We start from the raw sequence: 18,144 nt of genomic DNA, 5'->3' as shown, positions 1-18,144 counted from the left end.
TTTAGGAATTTCCACCCCGGTCGAAGCCGATCGGGGTGAGTCATTTCTGGACTGCGACGGCTCGAAGTTCGCAGAAAGGTCGTGGTTTTTTGTTGACCCTGCACCAAAATGCCGATAACAATTAAAGCTGGACCCGTAATGACTAAGTAGCTGGAAGCGTAAAACTTAAATGGACTTAAAGCGCGTCGGGAAATACGACATCATTGATAAGCTCGGCGAAGGGGGATTCGGGGCGGTCTTCTTGGCGTATCACACCAAGCTGCAGAAGCAGGTCGCGCTCAAGATCCTTCATCCGCAAGTCGCTTCCGATGAGATGCTGGCCGCTTACTTCGAGCGCGAGGCGCTGGCGTTGGCGCGGCTCGAGCACCCCAACATTGTGCGCGTCTACGATTACGATCAACTCGACGGCCTCAACTTCATCGTGATGGAGTTTGTCGACGGCACGAATCTTGACAAGGTTCTGCGCGACCGCCGCTTTCTTTCGGCGGCGGAAGTCGTTCCCATCTTCGACCAATTGCTCTCAGCGCTTGGCTACGCCCACCAAAACGGGATAGTTCACCGCGACATCAAACCGTCCAACATCATGCTGACCAAGTCAGGTACGGTCAAGATCACCGACTTCGGCATCGCCAAAGTCGCCGGCAGCGCCAAGCTCACCCGCACCGGGACCGGTGCCGGCTCGCTGCTCTACATGTCACCGGAGCAGATTCGCGGCAAAGACATCGACAACCGCAGCGACCTGTATTCGGTGGGCGTCACGCTTTATCAGGTCTTGACCGCGCACACGCCGTTTGAGGCGGATACCGACTATGAAATCATGTCCGGTCACTTGGAGAAAGACCCGCCGTCGCCTCTTCAGTACCGCAATGATTTACCGCGTCCGCTCGAGCAGATCGTAATGAAATCGTTGGAGAAGAAGCCGGAGAAGCGCTACCAGAGTGCCGGCGAAATGTCGCAGGCCCTCCGCGCCCTGCCGCTGACGGGGACCGACGACAAGACTGTGCGCACCGACACCGCCAGCCTCGACAAGACGATCGCCGTCGAGTACTCCAAGCCCGGCGGTTCGCGCAAGTGGCTGTATGCCTTGATCGGCGTGGTCATAGTTGCAGCGGTGGTTGCGGGCGTGATGCTCTTGAGCGGCAGGGAAGACGGCAAGCTCCCGGCACAAGCCACCTTCGCCGACTCCATGCAACTGGCGATGGATCGTTACTCCGACAAGCAATATCCCCTGGCTGAATCCCTGCTGACCAATCTGCGGAACTCATCGGGCGCGTCACCGCAGCAGCAACAGGAAATCGTCCAACTTCTGGCGTCTGCAATGCTGATGAATCAGAAGATCACTGAAGCAACCACACTTCTGCGCGGCCTTTACAGTTCCAACCCGAAGCTCGATTTTGCCGAGGGTCGTTTCCCACCGGCGCTGATTAAAATTTGGCGCGGTTTCCAGGAGACGCCTGCTACCGGCGGTCTGAAACTAACTCTGAACAACTATCAGGCATTTGTGCCTGTGACCGTTGAATTCGCCGGGCAGAGTCAGGCGTATACGGGGACAGCGCTGGACTACACCGGCCTGGCCCCCGGTGATTATGCAATCAAGGTTTCTGGTCGAGAGATGAAACCAGTCAACGAAACGATTCGGATTGGCAATTCTGTCGAATCCAAGTCGTTGACATTACAGGGATTAGTCCCGACGGCGCTGGGTTCAATCCGCGTAACCGTCGAAAACTACAAGATTTTCGAACCGGTTCAGGTCATCTTCGACGGAAAAGGCGTAAAATATGATGGACAACCCGTGACATTTGGTGATCTCGCTCCAGGAAATCATGAGGTCGGAATCGTCACCGATATGGGCAGGCTAACAGATGTGGTGATGGTGACCGGCACAGAAGCCAGCAAGGTCTTTTCGTTGGAGAACAAAGAATACAAACTGAGTATCGGCGCTCGCGAACCCAACGACGGTCCGGGCGTTGCGGCGCAAGTCATTGTGGACAACGTCAAGATAGAGGACACAGAAACTCCTTGTAATCTCAAGCTGTTGGCCGGACCGCATAAGATCTGGGTGGAGCACCCGGACTACAGCACCGGTGGCCGCGCCCAGTTTGTCAATCTTCGGCAGGATGACGTTGTCCGGTTTACATTGCGCAAGCGCTAAAATGATTTGCGTGATTTTGTCAACTTTCTGATGTTTGAAGAAAGGAAAACAGTATGAAGACTCTAACCACGACGCTGATCGCATTGGTGCTCGCCGTCTGCTTTGTCGCAAACGCTACGGCCGCCGTCAGTGACGATCTCAAGAAATTAGAGAACCTTTACTACGACGCGCAATTTGATCAGGTAGTGCTGAAAGCCAAGGATCTGCTGGCCGCGCCGGGGATGACCACGCCCGACAGCGTCAAGATCATCCAGCTATTGGCACGCGCTGCTGCTCAGGCGAAACAGCCCGACTTGGCGCAGAACTACCTGGCCGTGCTTGTCAAGCTCGACCCGACCACCGCGTTCAATCCCGACAAAGAGCCAAAGCTGGTTGGCCACGCCTGGATCAAGTTCGTGAACGATACGGGCTTCAAACCGGGGCAGGCGGCCAAAGCGGTCACCGTTTTTGCCTCCGACTTCAACAACGGCTCGATCATGGATGCTGAGAAGTATGCCACCGCCGGTGTCGGGATCGCCGCGTTGATCAACAGCTCGTTAACGCAGTCCGGCGTCGTTTATGTGCCGGCCCGCGAGAATTTCAATTACATCTTCGACGAACTCAAACTCTCTCAAAGCGACCTGGCGGATCAGAACAACCGCGTTCAGGTTGGCAAGCTGGTCGGCGTGCAGAACTTCGTCTTCGGTACCTTCATGAAGATGGATGGCAATAAGGTCAAGATCATTGCCCGCATCATCGACACCGAGACCAGTTTGCCGAAGAAAGTCGTGGATATCGAAGGCAAGGAAGGCAAGATCGGTCAGTTGATCACCCAAGTCGCCGATTCGATCTTGACCTACTTTAACGTTCAGGCCGAGGCGATCAAGAAGGCATCCGGACGCGTTCCCGACGTCAGTTTGGCTTCGACGATCCTCTACGGTCAGGGTCTGGCCTATCGCGAAGCGGGCAAACTGGAAGAGGCAAACAAGTGCTTCGCCCAGGCGCTCGAAATCTCTCCGAATTTCGTGTTGGCCTCGGAGCAAAAGCAACGCGTAGAGTTGGAGATTAAGTCGAATACCCAATGAGAAACGGATTTCTCCAAGCGGCAGTCCTGATCGCACTGGCCGGCCTGGTGGCCGGCTGTGCCGCCGGCAGGCAAAGTACCGGCTCCCGCGCCCTGTCGCGGGGCGATTATGAGAAGGCACTCGCTGTTTATCAGCGCGAGACCGAAACCTCTCCGAACAAGTCCGAAGCCTGGCGTTCCCTGGGCATCGCGTACTTCAATCTCGACAGCCTGACGCAGGCGCAAAACGCACTGGACCAGGCGGCGCGTTTGAAGGCGGATGATGCCACCACGACGCTTTACCAAGGCATGACCTTTGAGCGCCTGGGGAAGAATGACGAGGCGCGGGCGCTGTACCGCACTTACGTCTCCGGCAAGAACGACCCGCGTATCGCGACGGAGATCCGACAGCGCTTGCGGTGGTTAGAGGATCAGAATCTGAAGACCATCGTTAGCGGCGCCGTGGCCAATGAGAAAAACATCAATACCGATAAGATCCCGTCAAACGCCGTCGCGGTGATTCGTTTTGACGCCGATTCGCTGCCCGCTCAATACCAACCTCTGGGGCGCGGTATCGCCGAATTGGTTTATGCCGATCTTGCAAAAGTTGAAGGCCTCAGCCTGGTGGAGCGGCTGGAACTTGATCAATTGCGCAAGGAGTTGGCACTCAGCCAGACGGAATTTTCCGACAAGTATCACTCGCCCCGGGTCGGCCGCCTGGTTGGTGCCGCGCGCGTCGTGACCGGCAAACTCACCGGCCGTTCCGAAAGCGGCCTGGAAATCGACGCCGGCATTATCGACGTCGGCCCCGGGATGGCGAAGTATCCGCAGAAGCAGGAAGGGAAGCTCAATGAGTTTTTCCAGATGCAGAAGCGCCTCAGTCTTGATCTGATTCAGACCATGGGCTATGAGATCACCCCCGAACTGCGCCACGCGATTGCCAAACCGGCAACCGAATCGATGCTGGCGCTGGTGGCTTACTCGCGCGGGCTGGAATATGTCGACCAGGGACGATATGCCCTGGCCGAGGCCGAGTTCAAGGAAGCCGCCAAGGAAGACCCGAACTTCGGTCTGGCGCAACAAGCGTTGCAGGAATTCGGTGGCCTGAGTGACTATAACGGCCAGTTGAAACCGATCAGCCAGGTTGTCGAACTGACCAGCCTCGGCACCGAAGAACAGCAACCGGCGCAGCAAGTCGATCGCAGCGAAGTAATGCAGCGGCTGCAAGAATCGACACGCGGGGTGGCTCCCGAAAATGAAAATCCATATGTCGCGCCGCGCGAAAGCCGCGGTACCGTGATTGTGCGAGGGAGGCCGAACTGAAACCTGGTTATCGCTATCTGATTCCAACGATCTGCGCTTTGACTCTGTTTGCGACTGCGAATCTTACCGCTCAAATCGTGTACGGCCAGTCGAAAGTAATTTCAGCGCGCGTTGTTTACCAAAGCTGGAAGCTGACTGCCGGCGGCGAGGAAACTAACCTCACCCAGTCAGCCTTCCCCTTCATGGTAATGATCCCGTTGCAGGACAATTGGGAAGTCCACTTCAATAGCGCCATCAGCCGCTCAAACTACGATTACGGCGATTTCGATGCGACCCTGACTTCATTTTCCGGTACGACGCTGCGCGCCTACCGCGCATTCGCCGACGACCGGATGTTTGCTTCGCTCGGCCTCCAGCTTCCCTCCGGAACCTCGGAGTTGGACACGGTGGAGGTGCGGCTGGCGGAGTTGATCTCTGATGATTACTTGACCACGCCGGTCAAGCAGGTGACTCAGGGCTTCGGCCTGATCGGGCAGTTGGGCTTCGCTACCGAAGCGAATGCCTGGCTTGCCTACGGCGCCTCGGTCAGCTACAATCTCAATGGCGGTTTTACCTATCAGGAGAACGGCGAGAAGTACAATCCCGGCGACGAGTTCAGCCTCCAATTCTCCGCTACCGCCTCCGCGACCGAAACGTCGAGCACCGATATTGACCTGTCGTACCGCTACTACCTGGCGGACAAAGTCGGGAGCCGCGAAGTCTTTAAGAGTGGTGGCGTGATGTCGATTCTGCTGGGCCAACGCAACCAGTTCGGTAAAGCCGGAGTGCAGGCGTATTTAGGCTACATCGCTCGCCAGAAGAACTCGATCCTGTTCGGCAATTCGCTGACCACTGAAGAACAGAATTCCAACAGCAACAAGTTGGTTCTCGGCGGCACGCTATCCTACCTGCTGGCCCCGACGGTGCGAGCTTCGGTTACCGGCGGCTACCGCTCGCTGTCCGCCAACGATTACGAATCGAGTTCAACCAACTTCTTCGGCAAGTCCGATGTCTATTCCTATGGCGCAGGACTGGAGTATACGGCTCCGAACAAGCATTACACCTTCTTCGCCCGCTTGTTGCTCCACGACGGCAAAGCCAACAAGGACGCCGCCCAAGACCGGGAGATCGATGTCTCCGGCACTGAGTTCACTTTCGGAGGGAGGTTTAGCTTCTGATGCGCAATCTTCTTCTGTTCTTGCTCGGTGGCGCGGCGCTCCTGGTCGCCGGCTGCTCAGGAAATCTGCCCTCGTCGGCTAGTGCCCGGGAAGTCGTGGTTTCAGCCTTGGCCAAGGATTTGGGTGTCGGTAGCAATGTCACCGGCATAGTCTTGGCCGTGACAGCCGCCGACATGGAGACCATCACCCAGTCGGCAGAAATGGTAAACGGCGAAGCGACGATTGAACTGGAAGTGCCGATCGGCGAGGACCGCGTCTTCACGATGACAGCTTTTGATGCCGAGGAGGTGGCTCTCTACAGCGGCAGCCGCACGGCGGATGTGTTGGGTGGCCAGATAACCGAGATCATCATCGATCTTGAACCACAAGTTCCGATGATTAAGGTGACGCCAATCTATCACGCCATGACCGATGCCGACTCGGCCACTTTCCAGGTACGGATTTATAACGTTGACTCACTCTTCGGCGCGAGTTTTCGACTGGAATTTGATTCCACCATGATGTCAGTCGCCGCCTTCGAAGCCGGAGATCTCTTTGCCGGTCGCGACCCGATCTTCTTTGCGGTTGAACGCGAGAACTACCTGGCCGTGGGTTATACTTTGAAGGGCAACCAGCAGCCACAAGGCGTCTCAGCGGACGCGACTTTGCTGCAAGTGACATTCACCGCTGTCGGCTCCGGATTGGCGCATCTCAATATCGATCCGAGTACGCTGCAACTAGTCAACTGGCGCGGCGATTTGCTGCCGTTGGATGGAGTTTTGTATATCGAAAATGGAGAGGTCCAAATTGGCGCACCGTAATCGGCGAATCAACATCGTTATCTTCGTCCTGCTTGTCGTGGTCTTGCTCTCGTCAACGGCGCAAGCGCGCCTGCTTTGGGTCGCAACCAACGGCACCGATGCCGTCGGCGCCAATTTCGGCACCGAGGCCAATCCCTTCCGCACGATCCAGTTTGCCTATAACCAGCGCAATTTCAACGCCACTGACACGGTAATGGTCAAGCCGGGAACGTACCAGGAGTATCTCACTATCACCTTTGGCTCGGTCGTGTTCAAGAGCCGTGGCGGCGCCGACTCGACCTTCCTCGACGGCAACGGCGACGGCACGGCGTTCTATTTCGGCTACGGCATCTCGGAATCGACGATCGTCGACGGCTTTACGATTACGCGCTATTGGCCGACCGCAATCAGTATGCAGGGATTGGAAGGTGTGTACTCCTCGCCGCAAATTCGCAACTGCCGCATTTACCAGAACGGTTCGGTTGAATCCGATATCTGGGGCGCAGGAATCGCCATGCAGTACTCCCGCTCCATCATCAGCAACAACTATATCGCGCAGAATATCGCCTTCGCGCGCGGCGCGGCCATGGACTGCGAGTTCTCTGAACCCAAAATCATTAATAACATCTTCGAAGATAACCGCTCCCTGCAAGGTGACGGTGCCGCTATCCATGTCGTGGGCCGTTCGTCGTCCATGCAGGATTCAGCAATTCTGATCCAGAATAATATCTTCATCGGCAATACCGCCGTGCAGGGGCACGGCGGGGCCGTGTTCCTGTCCGATTACACGAACGCCAATCTCTTCAATAATTTGTTCTATCGCGACAGTAGTCTTATTGCCACCGCTGACGGCGGCGGCGCGATCTATCGCGAGCTTTTCGCTCAGGCGCTGATTTATAACAACATCTTTGTCGAGAATTACGGCACGGCCACGAATTGCTTCAACGGCGACACCAGCTTCGTCTTCAACAACGCCTTTTATCAGAATATCCCTATTGATTTCCCGCAGATCAACTGTGCGCAAGGCGCGGGCAATTTAGAGGGTGTGAATCCGCTTTTCGTCAATCTCGCCGGCGGCGATTTTCGCCTGTCTTCGAATTCGCCGCTCATTGATGCCGGCCGCAATTTGCCCTACTGGGCGCACTTTAACGACTTCGCGGGCAGCTCCCGCTTCGTCGGTGCCGCCAACGACATCGGCCCGTACGAAAACTGCAAGCTGGCGGTCGAGGACTTCACCTGGTTGCCGCTGACGCCCTGCGTCGGCGAATTGGTCGACTTTACTCCCGCCTACAACGCCTACTGGCAAACTTCGATCTGGAATTTTGGCGATGGGGACGTCGACACGTTCTATGTCTGGGATGAGATCATGTCTCCGAAAACGTTCCTGATCGCCGGTGACCTGACGATCAGTGCCACGTTCATGTGCGAGACAGATACCGTGACGATCACACGGCCGATCACGGTACTGGCGGCGCCGCAGGCCGCATTCACGGCAAGCGACACCACCATCTGTGTCGGTACGACCGTAAACTTCAGCAGCACGTCGCTTGGAGCCGACCTGACCTTCGCCTGGCAATTCTCCGACGGTGGTACTTCCACCACGGCCAATCCCTCCCATCAGTTCAATATCGTTGGCGCCAACAACGTGCGCTTGATTGCCGCCAACGGTTGTGGCGAGGACACGATGCTGCTCGCGATCAACGTGATCGATGCGCCGGCTGCAGCTGTTTCCGGCACACCCCTCACCGGCTCGGCGCCGCTGCAAGTCAATTTCACCGGCAGTTCCGACTATCCGGCTACCGGCTGGGAATGGGCGTTTGGCGATGGCGGCACCTCGACCCAGCAATCGCCGACCTACACTTATTTACGGCCGGGAATCTACCAGGTCGACCTCGTGGCCTCCAACGAATGCGGTACCGGTGATCGCGACATTCGCCTCGACTATATTCGCGCGACCGGCTTTGATCTGCGCCTCCTTGCGGTCGACTCCCTTACTGCGCCGTTGCAGCGCCGCTTCACAATTAACGTCGATACCTTGTTTGGCCCGTATGAATATGGCATCAATCTCAACGCGTCAGTTCTGCAAACGCCGCGGCGGGGAACGGCAACGGTACAATTGAGTTCTTCCCAAGTCCTCGCCAATCAGAGCTTCACGGCGACCGTGACCATGTCGAACGACCTGGCCAAAGGTGCTTATGATCTTCAGGTCGTCGCCGTTTCCGCCCGTAATGCGCCGCGCGATACGATCAGACTGCAGTTCTATTCCAATCCGTTGTCGATTGCCGCAGTGACTCCGGCGGTTCTCGATTTCGGCCTTGTTCAGGAGGATGAGACCGACATCGACACCGTGTATGTCAACAATCGCTTGCAGTTCCCCCAGGACCCGCTCCTGAGCTTCACCGTTTCGAATGTGCTCAGTGATGAACCGCAGTTTACGCCCCTGGCCACTGCCAGCACGGCGATTCAGCCCGGCGGCGTCTTCAAGATCCCGGTACGGTTTGATCCCACCGCGATCGGACCGGCGCAGGGGACTCTGCGGATCGTCTCGAACGACCCGGTAGCCGAAACACTCTATGTCTCTCTGGCGGCACAGGCGATTCCCGAACAGAAACCGCCGAAAGTGGTCGCGACCGTGCCGGCCGCTGAGGCCGATCACGTGCTGATCGGCAGCGATATCCTGATTGATCTCAACGAGCCCCTCGCCGATTCGACCCTCGATGCCGGACGCATCGATGTGCGCGCCCGGCTCGCTCAGCAGCAGATTACCGGGACCTTCACGGTGTTGAACGATAACACCCGCCTGCGGCTGGTGCCGGCGGCGAAACTGCCGCCGTATGATACCATTATCGTGCGCCTGTTGGGCACTGTGCGCGATCAGTCCGGCAATTCGCTCGATGGCAACAACAACAATCTCGCCGAAGGCTCGCCCGTGGACGACTACGTCTTCCGCTTTGTCACAGGACCGGCAGTTTATCCGGGGGACTGCAATAATGACGGAAACGTCAACGAAGCCGACGTTCTGCCGCTGGGTGTCTTCTTCGGACAGGAAGGCCCGGCGCGCAATCTCTACGGTGAAGGCAACGGCTGGGCGCCCAAACAGGCGCAAGAATGGGCTGACCCGCGGGCAACCTATGCCGACGCCGACGGTGACGGCGCAATCGACATCGCCGATCTCTTGACCATCGCGCAGAATTGGAGTTCGTCGCACCAGTTGATTGCGCCGACCTTGACCGATGCCGTGGACTTCCGGCAGTACGCCGAGGGCTTCCGCCAATTGCGACCGGCGCTCGCAGCGCTCTCCGGCAGCGAGAGCGGCAATCGGATGTTGGCGATCGTCAGTTCGCTGGCGGCAGAATCGGTGCTGCCGCGCGAATTCACCTTGCTGCAGAATTATCCGAACCCCTTCAATCCGCAGACGCAAATCAGTTATGCGCTGCCGGAGGGCTGCAATGTTCGTCTGACCGTGCACAATATCCTCGGCCAGACCGTCCGGATTCTCGTCGACAGCTACGAGGAGGCCGGATTCCGCAGCGTCACCTGGGATGGCACCGATCAGTTCGGGCGTTCGGTATCGAGTGGTGTCTACTTCTACCGGCTCGAGGCGGGCAGCTACTCCGAAATTCGCAAAATGCTCAAGCTGCAGTAGTCGCAGCGGCGGCTGCGACCGCCGGGAGTGTTGTTGCGGCATTTCCGTAAGCCGTTGCAGAAATTTTAGTTGACTTTCAAATCGTGGACTGAGATATAATCGAGCGGGTATGGCGAAATACCCCTTGGGCAATCATTGACTGCGCATGGATGCGCGCCATTAGTGAGGATGGAATCGAGCAGCTACTTCGTGTAGTAACTAACAATCCATAATCCGGGACGGGGGGATTTATGGACAAACATTATCGGGTGAAAATCCTGATTTGCGTCGACTGCAAAGAGGAATTCGCCTTTACCGAGAGCGCTCAAGAATATTTCGCCGAGAAGGGTTTTACCGAAGACCCGAAACGATGCCGGACTTGTTACGCCGAGTACAAGCGGAAGGGCCGGGGAAATGGCGGTAATGGGAAGTCCAACGGCGGCTTTCCACCCGACTTCGATCCCGATCTTCCTCCGATTGGCGATATCGGGAACGGCTCCATCGGTCCGGGTGGCGGTGAACCTCTCACGCCAATGTAGGGGACTCGGAAGGAGCAGCCGAGTCCCCCAGCACTGTTTCCGCGCTGTTACTTCAGCAGCAGCATCTTGCGGCTTAACGAAGCGCCTTCGGTATTTAACTTGTAGAAGTACACACCTGAAGCCAGGTCGCGCCCGTTCTGATCGGCCCGCCAACTAAACGAGTGCTTGCCCGCCGGCAGCACGCAGTCCACTAACGTCTCAATCTTTTCACCCAGCAGATTGTAGACCGCCAGCGTCACTGCGCCGGTCTTCGGCAAATCAAATGAGATCTTGGTGACGGGATTGAACGGATTCGGCCAATTCTGGTCGAGCGCATACTCATCCGGCAATACGCCGTCGTAGGCATAGTCATCGACATCGGCGATCAAGCTCACCGCCAGATCGGCGCTCATCGTCGCGGCCGATGCCGAGATGTTGGTCACCGAGACCAGCGTCCCGAGACCCAAATAGTCGTTGGAATTGGGGGTCGCCAGACTGGTGAACGCCGTGTTATTCGTAGTTCCCGGGAAGGGATCGCCGGCATCACCGTTGTCGAGGTTCTTCTCAAGTTCGAAGAGCCCGTCCGCCTGTTCGATCGCTACGCGGAGATGCCCGGAACTGGTGTGCCCCGGATACCACTCGTCGGAGTTGTCGCTGTTGTCACCCGGATTTACGCCATCGTCAATATGCCAGATCAACAGCCCCGCGCCCGGCAGTTGTGCGTCGTAACCGAGTTTCTGCCGATTCTCCACGAGGAAATACTGATTCCCGACCGTGCCGTTGGTCCAGAGCCGGAAAATAGCGCCGGAGGCGTTCTGCTCGACATTCGGGATCGATTGGTTGATCTGGTTGGCCAGCACGTTGGTGGCCGTCGTGAAGCCGGCCTGCAGTCGGCACCAGGCGTCCAGATGCGCCGGCGAATTGCCGAGTGTGCCGTTCCACGAGCCGCCCGCCATCAGCGACCAGCGGCCGACGCCGCGCGACGTGTAATCGATGTCATACAAGTCAGGGTACTCAAAATAGGCATGACCCATTTCGTGTGCAAAGACGCCGCAAGTCATGTCGCCGACAGTCGTCCAATACTCCGGCATTATCGCGTAGCGCGACAGCCATTTGCCGTCCTTCGATTTCGGGGTGATGCCCCAGGCATGCGACCAAATATCAAAATCGCTGCCGGTCAGTTCCGCGCCGGGGCCGGTATGCACCAGCATCACGGCATCAACGTAACCGTCCCCATTGTTATCGTAGTTGGCGAAATTGACAACGGGATCAACCAGATCGATCACATCTTCGAACAGCTTCTGCGTGTTCTGCGGATAGGAACCGAGGCCGTTATTGCCGTTGCAGTAGTAAGCGTACGTTTGCGGTGCCGTCTGCCAGTCGATCGTCGACGGATAATTGACGGTCACCACGTCGAACGAGCCATACGAGACTTCATTGTAATAGTGCTTCACTGTGCCTTGATAACTACCGAAGATCAGGCTGTCGAACGAGACCGCAGTAGCCTGCGCCGCCTTGTCCGAAAACTCGATTAGGATGCACAGAATATTGCCGGTCGCTGTTGGGGCTGCACCGCCGAACCGCAGCGGGGCGCCGAAACCACGCCCGTCCGGCGATCCGGCCAGGGGAGTCGGCTGCGGACACACTCTGTGCAACGGCGACAACTCCGGCCGTCCGTCACGATCCTGGCTCTCCAGCAAGCTGGGGTGCGGCGGCATGGCGTCGACACCGGAGGCGATCAGCGCGCCGATCAGCAACAGGCCGAGCATCAGAAGCATCGATTTACGGATTTTCACGGGATCCTCCTTAGCTAAAACTCAAGTATTGTCGAGAATGCCAGCTTGGCGCCATTGCCGTCCCACGGCTGCAGTTTCGCCGAGGACGCGTAAGCCAAGTCCATATTGACCGGACCGAAATTCAAACCCAGCCCGAGCCCCAGTGAGAAGTCATCCACCCCACCAAACGCCATGCCGGTGCGCAGCTCCAACAGGCCGGCCAGCGGATACTCGCATCCCGCCGCCAGGCGCGGAGTCTTCGAAATGAAGACGGCGTCGGTAAAGCCCTGCCGCAGGCTAACGGCCGTCAGGATTTTGCCGAAATGCCGCGCCGCACCGACCTCTACTTCGACTGGCGGTCGGGTGGTGTAGGAGACCAACGACGATTTGACCTCGTCGCTCACGACAATCGTGTCGTCGTCAGCGTTGTCGATGGTCATGTTATCGATGTGAAATGTGTACTCGGTGTGCTCGACTTCCTTCGTCCAGTTCATCCGGCCGATCATGTTGCGCACGGCAATGCCGTACTGTGCAAAAGCTCCCTGCGCCGCGAAGCCCAGATCGAAGGCATAGCCGCTGCCGCCGGTGGAACTGATCGTCTTGAGACCGCCCTCGCCGTCGATGCCGCTCGCCAGCGTCACCGCCTGCGCGGTCAGTTCTGTCGCGGCGAAGTAGCCCAGCCCTTGCAAATACTTGAGCGTACCGCCCACGGCAAAGTCGCGTCCAAAAATCCGGCCGGCCGGCCGCGCGTACGATAGCCCGATCGAAGCCGCTGCCCAGGACTCGCCGTCTGAGCCGGCAACCGTCACCACTTGACCGATCTTGTTGCCCATCAGGGCTAACTCGATCGGATCTTTCGAGAGGTTACCGCGGCCGCCGCCGATGACTTCGGCATTGATCGCCAGCGTCCCGACAGAGAACGACATCGTTCCGGCTGTGGCGGCTGCATCAAACAGCAGTCCCTCGGTTGGGATCTTGTTCAGAATGTCGCGCTTGTCGCTCTCATCAAGGTATTCGCCGTTGTACTTCTTGTAGTCCGACAGCGAAAACGCGTTGTTCGCCGCATACCCGGCCACCGAAATCAGCTTCAAGGAACGCGTCTTTTCGCGCGCCAATGCCAGGTTGGCCGGATTCAGCAGGGCGCCGTCACTGTTGGCCGACAACAGAAAATAGCTATCCGCCATTCCCAGCGACCGTGCGCTGCGTGTCGATTGACCGCGGGCGCTCAGGCTGAGGATCAGCGCCAGCACGATGGCCGACAACACCAGCAACCCCAGCTCGGTCGCTGAGAGCGAGCGTTTCGCTGCGACCGCAATCGCTTTGATTTTGTTTCGTTTCATTAAAAATCCTCCCCGCCGACGCGCGCCTGGATCTCCAGAGTTCCTGATATCGTGAGGTAGTCGTTGGCGCGGATGCGCACGACCTGACCGTTCGTTCCGGCAATGACGAGCACCGGAGCGACATAAAGCGTGCGGTTGGCAAAAACCCCCAGATCCTCCTGCGTCAATTCGATGTCATTGTCACTGCTCAACGCCTGGGTCACCAGACCGTTGCCGTCCACCGGCGCCATCGTAAACTCCAGTGGCCCGATCACGACCTGCGGCTGCGCCAGAACGTCGTCCGGATTGGCGGCGATGTGGATTTCTATCGTAGCCCCCAACGGCAGATGATTCGTGATCGTGCCTTGGAAGTGGCCGCTGTGTAGCCGGTCGGCCCGATCAGAAATCTCTTCGTCGACCTTCAGTTCGTTAAGGTCGCCATCGACCGTCGCCGCCGTCAGGCTGAACGCCATCGGCGCCGTCAACCGCGCCGTTGCGGTGATATAGTCAGCAGCGGAGAAATCAACCGTGGTAACGCCGTCGCCCAGGAGCGTGATGCCCGCCACGCGAATCTGGTCCGGGAGCGGCGAGAGCAGATCAGCCACTTGGTCGGAATAGATCTCGCTGACGGCGGCGCTCTGCGTACTTCCCGAAGCGATTGTACCGTTCACCGTCAGCGACTTGCCGTTGGAGGCGTTCAACGCAAGTTCGATATCGCCGGAAAGCTCGCTCCGATTGGCAATGGTGATGACGAGTTCGACCAGTTCGAGCGACGCCGTCTCAAAACCCGTCGGCACTTCAATGCCTACGTCGGTAGCGTCCCACTCGACTTGCGTCGGTGGTACGATGCCGGTTGCTTGCGCGATCTCGATGGCGTCGACACTGAAGTGGATATCGAAACGATCGTTCTCGTCGATCGAAACGTAACCGCCGTTGCTGCTGGGAATCTGCGCTTCGATTCTGGCCTGCAGTGAATCGTCAACCGGAATCAACGTCCAGCCCGCCAAATCGAGCTGGTATTGTTGCTGTGAATGCGCCGCCGGATTGATCGTGAATTGCAGTGGCTGCCCGCCAGTGGTCAGCTCGGGAACCGTCACCGTCAACTGCGCGCCCAAAGGCAGATTGTTGACCGCCACAAAGTGCAATTGCCCGCCGGCTAACCGTGCCGAGTGAATCTCTACTGACTCGTCGAGCCCGATCCGTTGATCAAGCTCCGTCTCGAATTCCGCCACGGCGCCGGTAATCGACCTGACATAGATCTCATTGCCGAATTGCAGCCGAAAATCGATCGCGCGATCGGCCAGCGACAGCGCCGGACCGCCCGGCGTGTGAAAATAGACGTCAAAATCCGCGTCCGCCGCGAGCGCCTGCTCGTCCAGCGAAAACTGCTGAGTGTGGCTGGCGTTATCCGCCAACCCCCCCGGCGCCACGAATCGAGCGATCAGTGCATGACTCACCGGATGACGCAGTTCGCCGGTCAGCGAGTCCAGGTCAAATCCAGTGTTGTTGGTCGCCGTGATTGATAGTGTCCCCTGGTCAACAACCGCCTCCGTGAAGGAGTCTGCCGGACCAAACTCGGTGGCGACCGCCATGCCGGTATCCGGGACCTCGCCGAGGACAAGCGACATGTGATCGGCCAGGTTGATACTTTGCGTCAAATCCGCCGGTTGCGCCATTCTGATTGAACCGACAGCTTTGGCGTAGTCGTCCGCGATCGGATCGACCTCCAGAATCGATTCCAGCCGCACCGTATCAAGCTGCTGCATTACCTGGAAAATGTTGTTGCCGAGACTGTCGGTGGTGATATTCGCACTGGCGAGTTTGTCGAACAGCTCGCCGGACGTGAATGTGCGGTTGATTAATGGCACCGTCAGCGTGGTATCCCAGCTGGGGGCCTTCGGTGCTTCAATGCCGCAGCTGACCACAAGGGCCGCCGTCGCGATCAACAGCGCGCCAACAGCCAGCAGCCGGCCTCGGGCCGTCTTTTGCTCCTTCATCGGTTTGTTACCTCCCCAGAACAGGTGATTTGCCTGCTGATTGGCGCAATCGACGTGCCGACAATTAGGGCCGCCCTAACTTGGCGATCCTGTTGTGATTAAGCAGGATCGGTGCACTCTGAAACGGTCGCTTTTGCGGTGGATTGTGGGATTCAACCGATAGGTACGCGGGTAGGGAAGATGGCATATTTCGAGCGATGGTGATGCCCGGCAACGGACTGGCGAATGCCGCCGCGGGCACTTATTCGCTTGCCTCAGGCGGGCAACGTGAGGTATTATATTTTTCTTTGTTAGATTGCGACCGCGCCGATTGGCGCCAACGGAGGAATAATGATTTCAACCAGCGATTTTCGAATCGGTATGAAGATTGCCATCGAAGGAGAACCCTATTACATCATCGACTTTCTGCGCTCGCAGACCGGCCGCGGCCGCGCCAACGTTTGGACCAAGTTGAAAAATATCAAGACCGGCCAGGTCGTGGAGCGCACCTTCGCCTCCGGAGAAAATTTCAATATCCCCGACTTCGAGCACAAGAAAACTCAGTATCTGTATCACAGCGACGACGAGTACTACTTCATGGACGCCGCTACTTACGACCAGTTCTTCCTGACCAAGGAACAATTGGAGGGCTACGCCGACTACCTCAAAGAGAATGCCGAATACACGATCCTCTACTTCGAGGGCCGGCCGATCAACCTCGACATGCCCACTTCGGTCATCCTCAAGGTGATCGAGGTCGAGCCGTCCGTTAAGGGTGATACCGTCTCGAACGTGACCAAGAACGCCAAGGTCGAAACCGGTTTGGATGTCCGCGTGCCGCTGTTCATCAAGGAAGGCGACATGATCAAGATCGATACGCGTACCGGCAAATATCTCGAGCGCGCGTAGGAGCGGCGCTTGAGCGACTACGTTGGCGGCGTCGATGAGTCCGGCAAGGGCGACTATTTCGGCCCGCTGGTGGTGGTGGCGGCAGCGATCAGCGTCTTGGAGCGGCCGCTGCTCGATGAACTCAATGTCCGCGACTCAAAACTGCTTTCCGACCAGCGCGCGCTCACTGTGGCCGCACGGCTGCGGCGCGACGTGCCGCACGCCCTCGTCGTAATTATGCCCGCCAAGTACAACGAGCTCTACGCTCGCATCGGCAACCTTAACAAACTGCTCGCTTGGGGGCATGCCCGCGCCATCGAAAACCTGCTGGAAAAGGTCGATTGTTCCCGGGTTGTCAGCGATCAGTTTGCTAAGGCCCATGTGCTCAACGGCGCATTGATGGAGAAGGGGCGCAATGTCGAAATCGTCCAACGGGTACGCGGCGAAGCCGAGCCGGCCGTCGCGGTCGCTTCGATCATTGCCCGTGCGGAATTCCTCGACCGCCTGCAACGACTTTCAGCGGAATTTGCAATCGCACTGCCGAAAGGCGGCGGCGCCATCGTCGACGAAGTCGGCGCTCGATTCGTCCGCCAACACGGCGACATGAAACTGGCGGACGTCGCCAAAACGCACTTCAAAAACACGAGCAAGATCCATGCACGACTGGGCCAGACTGCTTGAACCGCTGCGCGCCGATCGCACTAGCGGCTCGTCGCAATTGTACCAACAACTCTTGAGCATCCTGACAACCGCGTTGAATCAGTCGGAGTTGGTCGGCGCCAACCTGGTTGAACTGCCGGCAGCGGTCACTGCAACGCGTCGCGAAATGGCCTGTTTCCATTACGCCGGCGCAGCGCTAGCCGCCGCTGTCACTGGCGGTGGCGGTAGCGACCTCACGGCTCACCTGCGCGAACTCTTGCAGCGCCTGACTGCTGACCATCAGCTGGCCCGCACTCAAATCGTAAGCCATTTCTGGCCGATCGGCTCCAACTGGGAGGCGATCATGCTGCACAGCAATTCCGGCATCCTCGAACAGGCCGTGACCGAGATTTTCAATCGCAAGACCAGAATCTTCTTGTCTGAGGCGCGCCCTGATGTCGAAGGTCTGCGCTTGGCCACCAAGCTGGCGGCTGATAAATTCGCCGTCACCATCTTTCCCGATGATGCCCGCCTCACCTTCCTGAAAGAGGTAAACGCCGTCCTGCTCGGTGCCGACTGGATCGCCGAAGCCGATTTCACGAACAAGGTTGGCACGCATGCCCTCTGCCGCTTTGCCGCCGACCTGCGCCTGCCGGTCTATGTTCTGGCTGATCGCAGCAAGCTGGCGCCGGCACATCTGCGGCCGTCGCGCCATGAATCGGCCGTCCCGATCGCCGACCGGATTACCCGCATCGACCGGCTTTTCGAAGAAACCCCCAATCGCCTGGTCACCAGCTTTGTCACCGATCTCGGCGCCTTGTCGCCGGCGCAGCTTCCGGCGGCGATCCACGAGAATCTCAGCAAGTTCTGACCGCCGCCCCGGCGGTAATCGTTAGCTTCCAATTGTCGATACATTGAGTACAGGGGAGAGCATGCCTCTCAAGGAGGAGA

13 protein-coding genes are annotated in these 18,144 nt (G+C 58.0%); 10 read left to right on the top strand and 3 right to left on the bottom strand.

The window, feature by feature from the left end; genetic code table 11:
• Positions 1 to 169: 169 nt before the first annotated feature.
• The 7 genes from IT585_07085 (at position 170) to IT585_07055 (ending at position 10,617) form a co-directional block, all read left to right on the top strand.
• Positions 170 to 2,152: a serine/threonine protein kinase gene (locus IT585_07085; GenBank protein MCC6962999.1), complete on the top strand. Its 1,983-nt coding sequence runs from the start codon at positions 170 to 172 to the stop codon at positions 2,150 to 2,152.
• Positions 2,153 to 2,205: 53 nt separating this feature from the next.
• On the top strand, positions 2,206 to 3,216 hold the full coding sequence (locus IT585_07080) for a tetratricopeptide repeat protein (protein MCC6962998.1): 1,011 nt from the start codon (positions 2,206 to 2,208) through the stop codon (positions 3,214 to 3,216).
• Positions 3,213 to 4,517, top strand: a complete 1,305-nt coding sequence (locus tag IT585_07075; protein ID MCC6962997.1) for a tetratricopeptide repeat protein — start codon at positions 3,213 to 3,215, stop codon at positions 4,515 to 4,517. Before IT585_07080 ends, IT585_07075 begins: the two co-directional genes overlap by 4 nt.
• Before the next feature lie 38 nt (positions 4,518 to 4,555).
• The gene (locus IT585_07070) at positions 4,556 to 5,674 is read left to right on the top strand and encodes a hypothetical protein (protein MCC6962996.1); all 1,119 of its coding nucleotides are present in this window, start codon (positions 4,556 to 4,558) and stop codon (positions 5,672 to 5,674) included.
• A complete protein-coding gene (locus tag IT585_07065) occupies positions 5,674 to 6,474 on the top strand; it encodes a hypothetical protein (protein ID MCC6962995.1) in 801 nt (266 codons plus the stop codon). Before IT585_07070 ends, IT585_07065 begins: the two co-directional genes overlap by 1 nt.
• A complete protein-coding gene (locus IT585_07060; GenBank protein MCC6962994.1) occupies positions 6,446 to 10,099 on the top strand; it encodes a PKD domain-containing protein in 3,654 nt (1,217 codons plus the stop codon). Before IT585_07065 ends, IT585_07060 begins: the two co-directional genes overlap by 29 nt.
• Positions 10,100 to 10,329: 230 nt before the next feature.
• Positions 10,330 to 10,617, top strand: coding sequence for a zinc-ribbon domain-containing protein (locus tag IT585_07055; GenBank protein MCC6962993.1), 288 nt, complete (start codon positions 10,330 to 10,332; stop codon positions 10,615 to 10,617).
• A 47-nt stretch (positions 10,618 to 10,664) separates the two neighbouring features.
• Here the strand turns inward: IT585_07055 and IT585_07050 are convergent, their stop codons facing one another.
• The 3 genes from IT585_07050 to IT585_07040 are packed head-to-tail and all read right to left on the bottom strand — an operon-like array spanning position 10,665 to position 15,687.
• Positions 10,665 to 12,392 carry a M6 family metalloprotease domain-containing protein gene (locus tag IT585_07050; GenBank protein MCC6962992.1) on the bottom strand — a complete coding sequence of 576 codons (1,728 nt, stop codon included), beginning with the start codon at positions 12,390 to 12,392 and terminating at the stop codon, positions 10,665 to 10,667.
• Positions 12,393 to 12,406: 14 nt separating this feature from the next.
• On the bottom strand, positions 12,407 to 13,711 hold the full coding sequence (locus IT585_07045; protein ID MCC6962991.1) for a hypothetical protein: 1,305 nt from the start codon (positions 13,709 to 13,711) through the stop codon (positions 12,407 to 12,409).
• Complete coding sequence (locus IT585_07040; protein ID MCC6962990.1) at positions 13,711 to 15,687, bottom strand: hypothetical protein; 1,977 nt, start codon at positions 15,685 to 15,687, stop codon at positions 13,711 to 13,713. Before IT585_07040 ends, IT585_07045 begins: the two co-directional genes overlap by 1 nt.
• A gap of 330 nt (positions 15,688 to 16,017) precedes the next feature.
• Here IT585_07040 and efp point away from each other — a divergent pair, with 330 nt between their 5' ends.
• Genes efp through IT585_07025 form a run of 3 tightly spaced genes read left to right on the top strand, consistent with a single transcriptional unit; the run spans position 16,018 to position 18,064 of the window.
• Positions 16,018 to 16,575, top strand: a complete 558-nt coding sequence (efp, locus tag IT585_07035) for an elongation factor P (GenBank protein MCC6962989.1) — start codon at positions 16,018 to 16,020, stop codon at positions 16,573 to 16,575.
• A 9-nt stretch (positions 16,576 to 16,584) separates the two neighbouring features.
• Entirely contained in the window at positions 16,585 to 17,235 is a 651-nt protein-coding gene (gene rnhC, locus IT585_07030; GenBank protein ID MCC6962988.1) for a ribonuclease HIII, read from the top strand.
• Entirely contained in the window at positions 17,210 to 18,064 is an 855-nt protein-coding gene (locus IT585_07025) for a hypothetical protein (protein MCC6962987.1), read from the top strand. Before rnhC ends, IT585_07025 begins: the two co-directional genes overlap by 26 nt.
• Positions 18,065 to 18,144 lie beyond the last annotated feature (80 nt).

The sequence above is a fragment of the Candidatus Zixiibacteriota bacterium genome (assembly GCA_020853795.1).
GTDB lineage: Bacteria > Zixibacteria > MSB-5A5 > CAIYYT01 > CAIYYT01 > JADJGC01.
This window is presented reverse-complemented; position numbering and strand designations above follow the sequence as displayed.

Coding starts and splice junctions, on each gene's coding strand:
- IT585_07065 (MCC6962995.1), top strand. CDS start 5,674: ATGCGCAATCTTCTTCTGTTCTTGCTCGGTGGCGCGGCGCTCCTGGTC.
- IT585_07075 (MCC6962997.1), top strand. CDS start 3,213: ATGAGAAACGGATTTCTCCAAGCGGCAGTCCTGATCGCACTGGCCGGC.
- efp (MCC6962989.1), top strand. CDS start 16,018: ATGATTTCAACCAGCGATTTTCGAATCGGTATGAAGATTGCCATCGAA.
- IT585_07045 (MCC6962991.1), bottom strand. CDS start 13,711: ATGAAACGAAACAAAATCAAAGCGATTGCGGTCGCAGCGAAACGCTCG.
- IT585_07055 (MCC6962993.1), top strand. CDS start 10,330: ATGGACAAACATTATCGGGTGAAAATCCTGATTTGCGTCGACTGCAAA.
- IT585_07040 (MCC6962990.1), bottom strand. CDS start 15,687: ATGAAGGAGCAAAAGACGGCCCGAGGCCGGCTGCTGGCTGTTGGCGCG.
- IT585_07060 (MCC6962994.1), top strand. CDS start 6,446: ATGGAGAGGTCCAAATTGGCGCACCGTAATCGGCGAATCAACATCGTT.
- IT585_07025 (MCC6962987.1), top strand. CDS start 17,210: ATGCACGACTGGGCCAGACTGCTTGAACCGCTGCGCGCCGATCGCACT.
- IT585_07085 (MCC6962999.1), top strand. CDS start 170: ATGGACTTAAAGCGCGTCGGGAAATACGACATCATTGATAAGCTCGGC.
- IT585_07080 (MCC6962998.1), top strand. CDS start 2,206: ATGAAGACTCTAACCACGACGCTGATCGCATTGGTGCTCGCCGTCTGC.